Origin of the sequence: Lentisalinibacter sediminis, assembly GCF_040706615.1 — a bacterium.
GTDB classification, from domain to species: Bacteria; Pseudomonadota; Gammaproteobacteria; order Steroidobacterales; family Woeseiaceae; genus Lentisalinibacter; species Lentisalinibacter sediminis.
The window spans coordinates 482,755-496,387 of record NZ_JAPDRF010000001.1 but is presented as its reverse complement, the minus strand read 5'-3'; the positions used below and the strand labels follow the sequence as shown (position 1 = coordinate 496,387).

Genomic DNA, 13,633 nt, shown 5'->3' with positions numbered 1-13,633 from the left:
AGGGTCAGGTTGAGCCACAGGGCCGTCAGTGCCCAGAGCAGGGTGAGAGCCCAGCCGGGCAGCGGTAGCGTGCCGCCGAGGTGGCCAGGAGGACGCCGAGATCGGTGCCGAGCCAGAAGACGAGTAGCAGGATATGCAGATAGTCCAGCAGGCCGTAGATCGTGATGCCGCTCAATGGGGTGCTCCGCTTGCCGCCTCGGGCGTCTGGTGCGCGATCTTGGCCGGGGGGAGCGCAGGGTGAAAGCGGTCGAGAAAGCCTATGCGGCGGTCCGGGACGGCATCGTGTCGGGCAAGTACGAGCCGGGCACGCGCATTACCGAGCAGGAGGTGGCCGAGCTGGCCGGGGTCAGCCGCACGCCCGTGCGCGAGGCGTTGCGCCAGCTGAACGTCGAGGGATTGCTGGAATTCGTGCCGAACCAGGGCGCCGTCGTCACCAGCTGGTCCGAGCGGGAGCTGGACGAGATCTTCGACCTGCGTGCGGTACTGGAGTCCTTCGCCGCCGCCCAGGCGGCACGGCACGCGGATGCGCAGACGGTGGCCCGCCTGCGCTCGCTGGCCGAGCAGCAGGTGCAGGCCTCCCGGCAGCGCAAGCCGGGCTATCCCGCGCGCATCAGCGAACTGAACGACCGCTTCCATCACGAGATCGCCGAGGCGGGCGGCAACCGGCTGCTGCGCAACATCCTCACCACGCTGACCCAGTCGGCGCTGGTCACGCTGACCTTCCGCAATTACGACACCGAATCGCTGGTGCGCAGCGCCCAGCACCACCTCGAACTGGTGGCGGCCATCGAGGCCCGCGATCCCGACTGGGCGGCCTCGGTCATGCGCAGCCACATCCTGGCCGCCCGGCGCGTGTTCGGTCTGGCACCGCGGGAGAAAGCCGCGAGCTAGCCTCGGCCCGCTTCAGCCCCCGCGGTGGGTGGCGTGATACTCCCGGTTCGGCATCATGTCCACCGCCGTGGCCATCCGGTTGCTCATGTTGAAGAAGGAGGCGACGGCGGCGATGTCCCAGATATCCCGTTCTCCGAAGCCGTAGCTGCGCAGCTCCTCCCGGTCCTCGTCCACGATCTGCTGTGGCGTGACCGTGAGCTTCCGGGCGAAGTCGAGCATGGCCCGTGTGCGCGGCTCCAGCGGTGCCACCCGGTAGTTCATGACGAGCATCTCGCCGAGTTCCGGATCCCCGGACATCTCCCGCACCGCGGCACCGTGGGCGACCAGGCAGTAATAGCAGTGGTTGGCGGACGAGACCACCACGGCGATCATCTCCCGCTCCAGGGGCGTGAGGCCCGACTCCTCCAGCATCAGGTTGTTGTAGAAGCCGGCGAAGGCGCGCAGTTGGTCCTGGTCGAAGCTGTGAGCCTTCAGCACGTTCGGCACGATGCCGAGCTTCTCCTCGCAGACCCGGAAATATTTCGCCATGTCGGCGTCCAGATCGGCCGGGTCCGGCAATTCGATGTCCAGGGCAATGATGTAATCGGGCTGTGGCATGGTTGTCGTTCCTCCGTCAGTTGCGCTCGGCCGCCGCGCGTTCGGCCGGAGCTCCACCGGCCTCCTGCAGACGAGCCCATTCCCGTTTTCCCTCCTGTACCAGACGGTAGATCTCCCGGGCCTGGCCGCCGACGCGCTCGAGCAGCGTCTCGTGGGTGCCGGTCACTGCGGCGCGCCAGCGCTGTCGCTGTTCCTCGTCCAGCCGGTGGACCGCCACCGACTGGGCCGGCAGTTGTTCGGTCAGGATGTTCGCGAGAACCCGGCGCACGTCGTTGCGACTGTACTGCAGCGGGTCCAGAGCGTTCATGATCACGGCCTGCTTGCGCTCGGAGAGGGCCCGGAACCACCTGCGGTTCGCCACGATGAGTCCGGTGTCGAAAGCGTGACGGGTCAGCGTCAGGTGCCTGGCCTCGCGGGAGATGCCCGCGATGGCATACATGCCCGTGCCGCTCTGGCCGCTCTCGATCAGGCCGGTCTGCAGCGACGGGATCACCTCGGAAAAGGTGACCGGCGTGCTGTCGGCGCCGATGGCCTCCGTGAAGACCTGGGAGCCGATCGCGTTGGAGGCTCTCATCGGCCGGTCCCGGGCGTCTTCCGGCATGATGATGGGCGTCAGCCCGTAGATGTGGGTCCAGCCGACCTCGGCCCATTGCAGCAGTTCCATTCCCTTCGCCGCGAACAGCGCCCGGAACGCCGGGGTCAGGTAGTTGTCGATGACGAAGTCGACCTCGCCCACCGAATCGAACAGATACGGCGCGAGCAGGACGTTCAGCTCCGGCACCACCACCGCGAGGCCCTGCAGCGAGAAGCCGCCGATGTGCACGCGGCCGCGCCGCAGGCTGGAGAGCATGGTCTCCTCGCTGCCGAGCTGGCCCGTGACGAACATGTCCAGCTCGAGGTCGGTGTCGTTGCCGGCCTGGAAGCGCTCCTCGAAACGCAGCCAGCCCTCGTGCCAGGGCGTGCCCGGCGGGCTCAGGGCGGTGACCCGCACCCGCGAGGTATCCGGCGTGCTCTCACCGCAGCCTGCCGCGAGGCTCAGGAGGAGCGCCAGGGCGATGCCGACGACACCCGCGCCAACCCGTCTCACGCGGCCGCCATCCCGCGGGCGACGGCCGGACGGCCGCCGACCCCGTCCGCCCAGCGGCGGATGTTCGGGTAGTCCTCGAGCCTGCGCGGCAGCCGGTTGGCCGAGTTGGCGGCGCTCGGATAGGCGAGCACGTCGGCGATACTGTACTCGTCACCTGCCAGGTATTCCGACTGTTCCAGCCGCTCCTCCACGATGCCCAGCATGCGTGCGATCTGGCGGTGGACGAACTCGCGCACCCGGGCGTCCTGCGTACCCACCAGCTCCTCCAGCAGGAACTGATTGGCGAATGCATGGCCGAGATCGGTGGCGGCGAAGGCGGCCCACTGCAGCACGGCATAGCGGCCGGGGCCGGCGGCGGGCAGCAGACGACCCGTGCGTTCCGCCGCATAGATGGCCACCGGCAGCGTGCCGTAGATCATCCGGCCCGCGTGGTCGTCCTCGGGCTCGATGAAAGGGATCCGTCCCACGGGATTCAGCGCCAGCACCGAGGCGTCCAGGTGTTCCCCGGCGGCGAGATCGAGGATACGGATCCGGTAATCCAGGCCTGCCTCTTCCAGTGCGATGGCGGCCTTCTGACCGTTGGCCGTGGCGGCCGTGTACAGCGTGATCATCGTTTTCTGTGGGTTCCTCGACGATTCCCGGCGCGCCTGCAATGGTACGCCACGGCCGCGTGTACTGCAGCCGGCCGGCGCCATTCGCACTCGGCGACCGGAGTCTGCGATACTCGGCCCGCGGCGCGATGCCGCGCACGGGACGGTACCGAAGGAGCATGAAGTTGCCAGTGCTGAAAGGCCCGGGCCGAGGGGGCGGGATGTGAAAGCCCTGCTGGCCTCCCTGCATCGCGCCGAGCGGACCATCGTGATCGTCGCCTTCAGCGGCATGGTCGGCGTCGTGTTCGCCGATGTGCTGGCGCGGGAGGTCACCGGCATCGGTCTGCCCTGGGCGCGACAGGTCGGCGTCTATTTCAACATCGTCGTCGTCATGTTCGGGATCGGGCTGGCCTCGGCCAGCGGTTCGCATCTGCGTCCCCGTTTCGCGGACGGATGGCTGCCCGCGCGTTGGGAATTCCAGCTCGCGTTCCTGCAGCATGCGCTGTTCGCTCTCTTCTGCGTGGCCTTCGCCGTTATCGCGACCGACATGGTGATCACCAGCGCCCGGCTGGACGAGCGTTCCGAGATCCTGCGCCTGCCCGTGTGGCCCATCCAGGCGGTGATACCCCTCGTGTTCGGCGTGGCGGCGCTGCGCCACGGCATCTACGCGGTGCGGCCGGAACTGAGGCCGGCGCCGCCGGCGACCGGCACGGACGACAGCTGAGATGGGCGCGCTCTGGTTGCTCGCGCTGGTCCTCGTGCTGCTCGCCCTGCGGCAGAACCTGCTGGTCATCCTCGGTACCGCCGTCGCGTACCTGTACCTGTTCTACACCGAGGACGAGCTCGGCTTCATCGTGCTCGACGCCTGGGGCGCGCTGAACAAGGAAGTCCTGCTGTCGATACCGCTGTTCATCCTGGCCGGCAATATCATGGCCAAGGGCGGCATGGCGCTGCGGTTGGTGCGGCTGGTCAAGGCGCTCACCGGGCCCGTGCCCGGCGGTCTGGCCATCGCCACCGTACTTTCCTGCGCCATCTTCGCGGCCATCTCCGGCTCGGGCACGGTCACGCTGCTCGCGGTGGGCGCGGTGATGTATCCGGCGCTGCTGCAGGCGGGCTACGACAAGCGCTTCTCCCTGGGCGCGCTGACCTCGGCCGGCACGCTGGGAATCATCGTGCCGCCATCGATCCCGCTCATCCTGTACGGGGTGATGACGCAGACCTCGATCGCCGATCTGTTCATCGCCGGGCTCGGCCCGGCGCTGCTGCTGACCGGCCTGATGGCGGCCTACGCGGTGGCCGTGAACTGGCATCGCGATCGTCAGCCGATCGTGTATGCGGAGGTGCGCGAGGCCGCTTGGCACGGCGTGCTGGCACTGCTGATGCCCGTGATCATCCTGGGCGGCATCTATACCGGGCACTTCACGGCCACGGAATCGGCCGCCGTCGCCGTCGTCTATGCGCTGCTGGTCGAGGTACTGGTGCACCGGCAGCTCGGCCTCAGGGAGGTCGCCGAGGTCATGGCCGATACGGGACGGCTGCTGGGCGGGCTGTTCCCGGTGCTGATGCTGGCGCTGGCGCTGAACGTGTTCTTCACTTACCAGAAAGTGCCGGAACAGCTGGTGGACTGGCTCAGCGGCCAGATCGACAGCCGCGTGGCTTTCCTGCTGATCGTCAACGTCTTCCTGCTGATCGTCGGCTGCATCATGGATATCGGCTCGGCCATCCTGATCCTCGCGCCGATGCTGATGCCGCTGGCGGCCGCGCAGGGCATCGACCCCGTGCACTTCGGCATCATCATGGTGGTCAACCTCGAGATCGGCTACCTCACGCCGCCGCTGGGCCTGAACCTGATCGTCGCGCTCGGCGCGTTCCGGGAGAACTTCTGGCTCATCTGCCGGGCGGTGGTGCCGTTCCTTCTGTTGATGCTCGTCGGCCTGGCGGTGGTATCCTTCTGGCCCGAGCTGTCCCTGTTCCTCATCGACGACTGACGGACGGGGCGGCCGCGAAGAAGAATCAGCGGTGGTGCCTGCGCAGACCGCCGCATAACGGTTTCCACAGAGGAGAGAGCAAATGGCTATCAGTGCCGGAGAACGCATGCCGGAGGGAACGTTCGGCGTGATGACGTCCGAGGGTCCCGGGCAGATGACGACCGAGGAGCTTTTCGGTGGCAAGAAAGTGGTGGTCTTCGCCGTACCGGGCGCCTTCACACCCACCTGTTCCATGAATCACCTTCCCGGTTACGTCGAGCATGCGGCGGAATTTGCCGGAAAAGGTATCGATACCATCGCCTGCCTGTCGGTGAATGACGCCTTCGTGATGGGCGCCTGGGGCAAGGACCGCGGCGTCGGCGACAAGGTGCTGATGCTCGCGGACGGCAATGGTGACTACGTGCGCAAACTCGGCCTCGAGCTCGACGCGAGCGGATTCGGCATGGGGCAGCGCAGCCAGCGCTTCGCCATCCTGGTCGATGACGGCGTGGCGAAAGTCGTCAACGTCGAGGCGCCCGGGCAGTTCGAGGTGAGTTCGGCGGAGACGATGCTGGCGGCGGTCTGAGCGACGCAGTGAGCGCGTCGGTCAATCGCCGGGTCGTCCTCGCGCGCGTCCCGGAAGGGGTCCCGGTGCCGGACGACTTCCGTCTGACCGAGGGTGAGGCGCCGGATCCCGGCCCGGGCCAGTTCGTCTCGCGCACGCGCTGGCTGTCGCTGGACCCCTACGTGCGCGGCGTGATCTCCGGCCGCCATATCTCCGCCGACAAGGTCGGGCGGGGCGACGTCGTGGTGGGCAGCACCGTATCGGAGATCGTGGTCTCCCGGCATCCGGATTACCGGCCCGGGATGCTCGTCGCCGACCGCAACGGCTGGCAGGAGTACGGCCTCTCGGACGGGGAGGGGGTGCGCGTCCTCGATGCGGACGGGCCGCCGCCGTCGCTGGCCCTGGGGATCCTCGGCATGCCGGGCCTGACCGCCTGGGCCGGGCTGAAGTTTCTGGCCCGCCCCGAGGCCGGCGAGACTGTGGTGGTATCCGCGGCGGCGGGCCCGGTGGGCAGCATGGTCGGCCAGATTGCACGCCTGGGCGGCGCGCGGGCGGTCGGCATCGCCGGCTCGGCGGAGAAGTGCGACCTGGTGACCGGGACCTTCGGCTTCGACGAGTGCATCGACTACCGGCAGGAAGACTTGCGGGAACGGTTGGCGGCCACCTGCCCGGACGGCATCGACGTCTATTTCGACAACGTCGCGGGGGACACCCTGGCGGCCGTGATGGGTAATCTGGCACCCGGCGCCCGCATCGTGCTCTGCGGCATGATCGACCAGTACAATCGCAGCGGTCCGCCGCCGCCCGGACCCAACCTCGGGCCGGTGATCGGCGCCCGGGCCCGTATCCACGGGCTCGTGGTCTACGACTACTACGAGCGCTGGGGCGAATTCGCAACCGAAGCGACCGCCTGGTACCGGGACGGCCTGATCCGGGCCCGGGAGGACATCACGCACGGGCTCGGAAATGCGCCGCAGGCGTTCTGCCGCCTGATGCGGGGCGAGAACGTGGGCAAGGCCCTGGTCAGGATGGCGGAGGCAGGCTGATGCTCTACGATCTGCTCGTGCTGGTGCACGTGATCCTGTTCGCCTACTGGCTCGGCGGCGATCTGGGCGTCTTCTACGCCAGCCGCTTCGTCTCGAATCCCGACCTCGGGAGGGAGGCGCGCAAGACCGCGGCGGCCATCATGCTGGCGGTCGACATGTCGCCGCGTATCTGCATGGTACTCATCCTGCCCGCCGGTCTGCACCTGGCAGCTATCCGTCAGCAATTGCCGCTGTCAGGTGCGGTGCTGGCCCTGATGTGGGTCGCGACGTTCCTGTGGCTGGCGCTGGTGCTGGCAGTTCATTTCGTACAGGCGCCGCCGGCCGCGCGCGCGCTGCAGCGCACGGATTTTGCGCTGCGTCTCGTGGTGATCGCCGCCACGGCGGGGGCAGCGTTGTGGCACATCGTGGACCCCGGCTGGATCCGCGCCGACTGGATCGCGCTGAAACTCCTCCTTTTCGCCGTCACGGTGGGCTGCGGACTGGCGATCCGCATCGCGCTGCAGCCCTTCGGCGCGGCCTTCGCCAGCCTGATGGAGGAGGGGTCCCGGCCGGCGACCGAGGGGGCCATCCAGCGCAGCCTGACCCGTGCACGTCCCTTCGTCATCGTCATCTGGGTTGTGTTGGTGCTCGAGGCGGCGCTCGGTATCTTCCAGCGGCCGGTCTAGTCGCGGCGGCCGTCAGACGCGGGTGACGCCCGGGTGCGGCGCACGGTGACGCCCGCCGCACCCGCGGTCGATCAGGATCAGGTGTCCCTCAGCTGCCGATCAGCCGCCCACCTGCTCCTCGAGTTCCGGGATGGCCTTGAACAGGTCGGCCACCAGGCCGATGTCAGCCACCTCGAATATCGGCGCGTCCTCGTCCTTGTTGATCGCGACGATCGTCCCGGCATCCTTGATGCCGGTGAGATGCTGGATGGCGCCGGAGATGCCGATGGCGATGTAGAGTTCCGGCGCGATGATTTTGCCGGTCTGTCCCACCTGCAGCTCGTTAGGCACGTAACCCGCGTCGACGGCCGCCCGGGAGGCCCCCACGGCCGCGCCCAGCTTGTCGGCCAGCTTGAAGATGATCTCGAAGTTCTCCTCACTGCCGAGCGCACGGCCGCCGGACACCACGCGCGGGGCGGTAGCCAGATCCGGCCGGTCGGACGAGCCCGCCTGCAGCTCCAGCCAGCGCGTATGCGTGGGCAACTCGGCGCTGACCGAGGCCGCCTCGACCGTGGCGCTGCCGCCGTCGGCTGCCGCCTGGTAGGAGGCTGCGCGTACCGTGGCGACCAGCGTCTTGTCCGCGGACGCCTTCACCGTGATGATCGCGTTGCCGGCGTAGATGGGCCGCTTGAACTCGTACGGCCCCAGCACCTCCATGACGTCGGAGATCTGGTTCACGCCGAGCAGCGCCGCCACCCGGGGCATGAGATCCTTGCCGAAGCTGGTGGAGGGGCCGAGCACGTGGCTGTAACCGTCGGCGAGCTCGGTGACCTGGGGCGCCAGAACCGCGCCGAGCGCATGCTCGTTGGCCTCGTTCTCGACGGTCAGCACCCGGGCGACGCCGTCGATGGCCGCCGCCTGCTCCGCCACGGCAGAGGCGTCTTTCGCGAATACGGCGATGTCGATCTCGGCGTCGGCGATGCCGGAGGCGCATTTCACGCACTTCGGCGTGCTCGGGTTCAGGGATTGCCCGTCGTGTTCCGCAATGATCAGTATTCTAGCCATCAGACCAGCCCCTTTTCTTTCAGTGCATTTACGAGACCCGCGACGTCTTCCACCATGATGCCCTTCTGGCGCTGCGGTGGCGGCTCGTAGGCGGTGATCTCGAAGTCGGCTCCGACGCTGACACCCAGGTCGTCGGTGCTCATGGTCTCGAGCGGCTTCTTCTTCGCCTTCATGATGTCCGGCAGCTTCACGTAGCGCGGTTCGTTCAGACGCAGATCGGCGGTGACCACGGCCGGCAGGTCCACCTCGATCACTTCCAGTCCCACGTCCACCTCACGCGTGATCTTCGCCTTGCCGTCCGCGAGTTCCAGGCCCGAGCAGAACGTCGCCTGGGGCCTGTCCCAGAGCGCGGCCAGCATCTGACCGGTCTGGTTGGCGTCGTTGTCGATGGCCTGCTTGCCGAGGATGACGAGCCCCGGCTCTTCCTTGTCGATGATGGCCTTGAAGACCCTGGCGGCGCTGAGCGGATCCACGGCCTCACCGGTCTCTACCAGGATGGCACGATCGGCGCCCATGGCGAGGCCGGTGCGAAGCTGCTGCTGGGCCTCGCCGGGCCCGATGGAGACCACCAGCACCTCGCTGGCGTCGCCGCGCTCCTTGATGCGCAGCGCCTCCTCCAGCGCGATCTCGTCGAAGGGGTTGATGCTCATCTTCACCCCTTCGGTCTCCACGCCGCTGCCGTCCGATTTGACCCGGACGCGGACGTTGTAGTCCACGACCCGCTTCAGTCCTACCAGAATCTTGTCCACGAATACTTCTCCTCGGGGGTGCGCCCTCGCACCCTTGTTGGATGACACATGCAAACACGTTATTGTCACTGACCGACGCCGGACTGACAAGGTGCTGCAATGCAGCGAAAACGGCAACCGTCGACCAGACGATGTCCGAAACCCCGCTCATAGGCCCCGCCGAACTCGCTGCACTCGGGGCGGAGGATCGCCTGCGTGTCGTCGACTGCCGTTTCGTCCTGTCGGATCCGGATGCCGGGCGCAGGGCGTACGCGACGGGGCACCTGCCCGGGGCGGTCTACGCGCATCTCGACAACGATCTGGCGGGTCCGGTGACACCGCGGAGCGGGCGTCATCCGCTGCCGGACCCGGGCCACTTCGCCGCTGTACTCGGCGCCTGGGACATCCGCCCCGACACGCTGGTGGTGGCCTATGATGATGCCTCCGGGGCGCTGGCGTCGCGCCTGTGGTGGCTGCTGGGCTGGGTGGGCCACGGCCCGCGGCGTGTCCTGGACGGCGGCATCGATGCCTGGCTTGCCGCCGGGCTGCCGCTGACCACCGCCGAGCCGTCGCCGCCCCGCGCGCCGGCGTACCCGGTGCAGCCGGACCCGGAGCGGGTGGCCGGCACGGACGCGGTGATCGAGGCACTGGCGGCCGGGATCCCGGTGCTCGATGCGCGGGCCCGGGACCGCTTCCTCGGCCGGCAGGAACCGATCGACCCCGTGGCCGGCCACATCCCGGGATCGCTCAATCAACCGTTCTCCGCCAATCTGGATGAGGACGGGCGCTTCCTGCCCGCCGCCGAGCTGGCTGCCCGGCTCGCCCGCCTCGGCGTGGGCGAGGGCGGCAGCGCGGTGGCGCTGTGCGGCTCCGGCGTGACCGCGTGCCACACCATCCTCGCTGCCGCCGTTGCCGGGCTGCCCGAGCCCCGCCTGTATCCGGGCAGCTGGAGCGAGTGGATCCGCGATCCGGATCGCCCGGTGGCCACCGGGCCGGACTGAAAGGCGCGCACGCCGCGCCGGGAACCGGTGGCGGCGGCCGATGTCTTATTTCCGCCACAGCTCATTGATGCAGGATCATACCCGCCGCGGCACCCTCATATAAGACCTTTATTATCAATTGTTTATTTGGAGTTCCTTATTTGTTTTCTCGATCCCGGCAAGCGCTGGGGACCGGGTGCGGACCTCGTCGCAGGCGCTTCTCGAGCCCGCTAACGATTGCATCTTCGTGCGATCCGTCAGAGACTAGACTCCGCTCGATCGGTCGCACCTGATCCTGCGGGGACCCTCCCGCCAGCGAGCCTACCTGGTCACGGTGACCGGTGCCGCCGCGAGCCTCAGGACCGACTGGCGCATCGCATTCAGGACGCGGGATACGCGTCTCTGCCCCTGGGGCGACGGTGCGATCCTGGTCGACGATCCGATGCAGCGTGAGCTGCGGATCGCTTCGATCCGCGAGATCAGTGACCGCGACGTCGACACGCCGATGGTCCACTTCGGCCACAGGCAGGCCGACAAACAAAGGGCTCCGGAGCCGGCCGATGTGCCGGATGCCGGGGTCGAAGAGCTGGACAGGCCGATACCCGGCCCGCAATAGCGGGTCCGGCCTGTCTCGCGATCCGCGCATCATCTCCGTGCGGACCCGCCCGGGTGGCCCGTCAGGGTCACCCGGGTTTTTATTGCCCGGGTTTCGATTGTCCGCGCCCTGCCGCCCCTCGGCGGCACGTAACGGCGGATTTGACTTTCCCGTCCGAGGTCCTAAAGTGTCAGGCCATCCTGACACAGACTCGCGCGAGCTCGCGCACGAACAACCGCCCCATGGTCGCCAAGTACTCAGAAGAACAGGACCTGATCAGGCAGCTCGAGTCCATCTGTGGCGCCGGTTTCGTCTCGAACGACCCGGACGAGCGGGCGTTTTTCTCCCATGACGTGTACCGCAACGGGGCGACCGCCGCACTGGTGGCTGCCCCGGCCGATGCCGAGGAACTCGCGGCGGTCGTGGCGGCGACCACCCGCGCAGGCTATGCCGTGATCGCGCGCGGCGGCGGCATGTCCTACACCGACGCCTTCCTGCCCATCTGTGCCAATACGGTGATCGTCGACAGCCGGCGGCTGCACCGGGTGCTGGAGGTGAATACCGAGGACAACTACGTGCGCGTGCAGGCCGGCTGCACGTGGGCGGCGCTGAACGAACGGCTGGCCGAAGAGGGGGTGCGTACGCCTTACTGGGGGCCGCTGTCAGGCATACGCGCGACGGTGGGCGGCGCGCTCTCCCAGGGCAGCATCTTCCTCGGCTCCGGACGCTATGGCGCGGCCCAGGACAGTGTGCTGGGCCTGGAGGTGATCGCGGCCGACGGCAGCCGCATCGTGACCGGCAGCGCCGCCACGGGGCGGGCGCGTCCCTTCTTCCGCTACCACGGTCCGGATCTCACCGGCCTGTTCACGGGGGACTGCGGAGCGCTGGGCTTCAAGACGGAAGCGAGCCTCCGCCTGATCCGCCGCCCGGCCGCGACCGAATTCCTTTCCTGGTCGCTGCCGGACGCCGATACCCTGTTTCGGGCGATGTCGGCGGTGGTTCGCAGCGAGGCGGCCTCCGAGGTCTTCGCCTTCGACCCCTATCTGCAGTCGCTCAGGATGAAGCGCTCCAGTCTGGCCGAAGACGTCCGGACCCTGGGCAAGGTCGTGGGCGGCGCCGGCTCGCTCGCCCGCGGGCTGCGCGACGGCCTGCAGCTCGCCAGATCCGGCCGCGGCTTCCTGGACGATGTGCCCTATTCGCTGCACGTCAGCGTCGACGGCAGGGACGAGGCAGACGCGGCGTCCGCCGCGGCGGCCGTGCGCGCTGCGGTCGACGGTGCGGGCAAGGAGATCGACAACGCCGTGCCGAAGGTGATGCGGGCGAACCCCTTCGCCGAGGTGAACAGCATGCTCGGCCCGGCGGGAGAGCGCTGGGCCCCCGTGCACGGCATCGTGCCGCCTTCCGAGGCCGCATCGCTGTACGCGCGCCTCGAGGCTCTGTTCGAGCGTCACGGGGAGGAGGCGGAACGGCTGGGCGTACATCATGGTTACCTGTTCTGCACCATCTCCAATCACGCGCTCCTGATCGAACCGTGCCTGTACTGGCCCGGCGAGCGCACGGCCTTCCATGAACGGGTGATGGACGATGCTCATCTCGCTCGTCTGCCGCGGGGGGAGGATAACCCCGCGGCGGCAGCGCTGGCGGCGCTGCTGAAAGACGAGCTCGCCGAGCTGTTCCACGCGGCAGGGGCGACGAGCTTCCAGATCGGCAAGTTCTACCGTTACCGCGAAGGGAGGGATCCCGGTGCCTGGACGCTGCTGCAGGCCGTGAAGCGGCAGGTGGATCCGAACGGACTGATCAACCCCGGCGTACTGGGGCTCGCCTGAGCCGGCCTGCCGGTCCCGCACTGCCCGGGCCCGACTCCTGCCCCGCCTACCAGTTGCGGCCGCCGACCCAGCGGCCGGCGACGCCGCGGAACGGGCGGATGTCCGTCGCCTCCCAGAGCCCGGCGGCGTGATAGGGATCGCGTTCGAGAAAAGTCAGGGCTTCGTTCCGGTCGGCCACGTCGAGCACGTAGAGACTCCCCGTCATCTCGCCCTCCGGTCCGTCCAGCAGCGGGCCGGCGACCAGAATGGTGTCGAGATGCGCCTCCACGAAGTCGAGGTGAGCGGCGAGGTGGCGGCTGCGTATCTGCGCGCCGTCCGGTCCGTCCCGCAGCCAGGCTGCCATGGCCATCGGCATCTCCTTGCAAGTACACATCGGGCCGTGCAGATAGTAGCATTCGCCGGCGGCCATCCCGGCGCCAGGCGACAGGCAATAGCCCATACCCGAAAGCCCGCAGTCGACCGCCCGTAGTGGAGAGCCAACAGGAAGCGCCGCGCGAGAATGGCGCAGAGGAGAACCATGCATAGCAGCAGGGAGATCGGCCCGAAGCGTTACCGCGAGAGCTTCGGCCGCTACTTCGAGGAATTCGAGCCCGGTGCGGTCTACGAGCACCGCCCCGGCCGCACGGTGACGGCCACCGAGAACACCTGGTTCACCCTGCTCACGATGAACACCCATCCCCTGCATTTCGACGAGCGCTACGGTGCGGCGTCCGAGTTCGGCCGTAGTCTGGTCGCCAGCCCATTCACGCTGTCGCTGCTGGTCGGCATGAGCGTCAGCGACGTGAGCCAGAAGGCCATCGCGAACCTGGGCTGGAAGGAGATCCGGCTGCCCCATCCGGTATTCGCCGGCGATACGCTGTACGCCGAGACAGAGGTGCTGGAGAAGCGCGAGTCTCGCTCGCGCCCGGAGGCCGGCATCGTCACGGTGCGCACGATCGGCCGCAATCAGGACGGCGTCGTGGTGTGCGAATTCGAGCGCACGATGCTGATACCGAAACGCGGTCATGCCGTCGACGACCGCATCGATTACTGAATCGCCACAGCGCGACCGA

General features: G+C 68.2%; 16 protein-coding genes and 1 pseudogene. 10 read left to right on the top strand and 7 right to left on the bottom strand.

Translation table 11 applies throughout. The features are described 5' to 3' along the window. Window positions 1-25 precede the first annotated feature (25 nt). Complete coding sequence (locus tag ACJMKX_RS02425) at window positions 26-175, bottom strand: hypothetical protein (protein ID WP_405220615.1); 150 nt, start codon at window positions 173-175, stop codon at window positions 26-28. A 62-nt stretch (window positions 176-237) separates the two neighbouring features. Between ACJMKX_RS02425 and ACJMKX_RS02420 the strand changes: the two genes are divergently transcribed. Next, window positions 238-891, top strand: a complete 654-nt coding sequence (locus ACJMKX_RS02420; RefSeq protein WP_405220613.1) for a GntR family transcriptional regulator — start codon at window positions 238-240, stop codon at window positions 889-891. Window positions 892-903: 12 nt separating this feature from the next. Here ACJMKX_RS02420 and ACJMKX_RS02415 read toward each other — a convergent pair whose 3' ends face one another. From ACJMKX_RS02415 to ACJMKX_RS02405, 3 genes are read right to left on the bottom strand one after another with little or no spacing between them, the layout of a single operon-like run. After that, complete coding sequence (locus ACJMKX_RS02415; RefSeq protein WP_405220611.1) at window positions 904-1,488, bottom strand: peroxidase-related enzyme; 585 nt, start codon at window positions 1,486-1,488, stop codon at window positions 904-906. Between the two features lie 16 nt (window positions 1,489-1,504). After that, entirely contained in the window at window positions 1,505-2,575 is a 1,071-nt protein-coding gene (locus ACJMKX_RS02410; protein ID WP_405220609.1) for a TRAP transporter substrate-binding protein, read from the bottom strand. After that, window positions 2,572-3,186 carry a glutathione S-transferase family protein gene (locus ACJMKX_RS02405; RefSeq protein ID WP_405220608.1) on the bottom strand — a complete coding sequence of 205 codons (615 nt, stop codon included), beginning with the start codon at window positions 3,184-3,186 and terminating at the stop codon, window positions 2,572-2,574. The genes ACJMKX_RS02410 and ACJMKX_RS02405 overlap by 4 nt, the downstream gene beginning before the upstream one ends. A gap of 202 nt (window positions 3,187-3,388) precedes the next feature. Here ACJMKX_RS02405 and ACJMKX_RS02400 point away from each other — a divergent pair, with 202 nt between their 5' ends. The 5 genes from ACJMKX_RS02400 to ACJMKX_RS02380 all read left to right on the top strand — a co-directional run bounded on the left by ACJMKX_RS02400 (window position 3,389) and on the right by ACJMKX_RS02380 (window position 7,408). Beyond that, window positions 3,389-3,889 (top strand): TRAP transporter small permease, encoded by a 501-nt coding sequence (locus tag ACJMKX_RS02400; protein ID WP_405220606.1) that lies wholly within the window; start codon window positions 3,389-3,391, stop codon window positions 3,887-3,889. A 1-nt stretch (window position 3,890) separates the two neighbouring features. Continuing rightward, window positions 3,891-5,153, top strand: a complete 1,263-nt coding sequence (locus ACJMKX_RS02395; protein WP_405220604.1) for a TRAP transporter large permease — start codon at window positions 3,891-3,893, stop codon at window positions 5,151-5,153. Between the two features lie 82 nt (window positions 5,154-5,235). Continuing rightward, window positions 5,236-5,718 carry a peroxiredoxin gene (locus tag ACJMKX_RS02390; RefSeq protein ID WP_405220602.1) on the top strand — a complete coding sequence of 161 codons (483 nt, stop codon included), beginning with the start codon at window positions 5,236-5,238 and terminating at the stop codon, window positions 5,716-5,718. An 8-nt stretch (window positions 5,719-5,726) separates the two neighbouring features. Then, window positions 5,727-6,743 (top strand): NADP-dependent oxidoreductase, encoded by a 1,017-nt coding sequence (locus tag ACJMKX_RS02385; RefSeq protein ID WP_405220600.1) that lies wholly within the window; start codon window positions 5,727-5,729, stop codon window positions 6,741-6,743. Further along, the gene (locus ACJMKX_RS02380) at window positions 6,743-7,408 is read left to right on the top strand and encodes a hypothetical protein (protein ID WP_405220598.1); all 666 of its coding nucleotides are present in this window, start codon (window positions 6,743-6,745) and stop codon (window positions 7,406-7,408) included. Before ACJMKX_RS02385 ends, ACJMKX_RS02380 begins: the two co-directional genes overlap by 1 nt. Window positions 7,409-7,507: 99 nt before the next feature. Here the strand turns inward: ACJMKX_RS02380 and ACJMKX_RS02375 are convergent, their stop codons facing one another. Both ACJMKX_RS02375 and ACJMKX_RS02370 read right to left on the bottom strand, forming a co-directional pair. Next, entirely contained in the window at window positions 7,508-8,452 is a 945-nt protein-coding gene (locus ACJMKX_RS02375; protein WP_405220596.1) for an electron transfer flavoprotein subunit alpha/FixB family protein, read from the bottom strand. Further along, window positions 8,452-9,201: an electron transfer flavoprotein subunit beta/FixA family protein gene (locus ACJMKX_RS02370; RefSeq protein WP_405220594.1), complete on the bottom strand. Its 750-nt coding sequence runs from the start codon at window positions 9,199-9,201 to the stop codon at window positions 8,452-8,454. The genes ACJMKX_RS02375 and ACJMKX_RS02370 overlap by 1 nt, the downstream gene beginning before the upstream one ends. Window positions 9,202-9,332: 131 nt before the next feature. Here ACJMKX_RS02370 and ACJMKX_RS02365 point away from each other — a divergent pair, with 131 nt between their 5' ends. From ACJMKX_RS02365 to ACJMKX_RS02355, 3 genes and pseudogenes are all read left to right on the top strand, one after another. Beyond that, window positions 9,333-10,181, top strand: a complete 849-nt coding sequence (locus tag ACJMKX_RS02365) for a sulfurtransferase (RefSeq protein WP_405220592.1) — start codon at window positions 9,333-9,335, stop codon at window positions 10,179-10,181. Window positions 10,182-10,440: 259 nt separating this feature from the next. Further along, window positions 10,441-10,776: pseudogene (locus ACJMKX_RS02360) on the top strand (hypothetical protein); the annotation flags it as partial. 221 nt (window positions 10,777-10,997) lie between these two features. Next, window positions 10,998-12,581 carry an FAD-binding oxidoreductase gene (locus ACJMKX_RS02355; RefSeq protein ID WP_405220590.1) on the top strand — a complete coding sequence of 528 codons (1,584 nt, stop codon included), beginning with the start codon at window positions 10,998-11,000 and terminating at the stop codon, window positions 12,579-12,581. Between the two features lie 46 nt (window positions 12,582-12,627). On the opposite strand, the gene ACJMKX_RS02350 is transcribed toward ACJMKX_RS02355, so the two are convergent. Further along, complete coding sequence (locus ACJMKX_RS02350) at window positions 12,628-12,930, bottom strand: YciI family protein (RefSeq protein ID WP_405220588.1); 303 nt, start codon at window positions 12,928-12,930, stop codon at window positions 12,628-12,630. Window positions 12,931-13,098: 168 nt separating this feature from the next. Between ACJMKX_RS02350 and ACJMKX_RS02345 the strand changes: the two genes are divergently transcribed. Further along, complete coding sequence (locus ACJMKX_RS02345) at window positions 13,099-13,614, top strand: MaoC family dehydratase (RefSeq protein WP_405220586.1); 516 nt, start codon at window positions 13,099-13,101, stop codon at window positions 13,612-13,614. The last annotated feature ends 19 nt before the right edge of the window (window positions 13,615-13,633 follow it).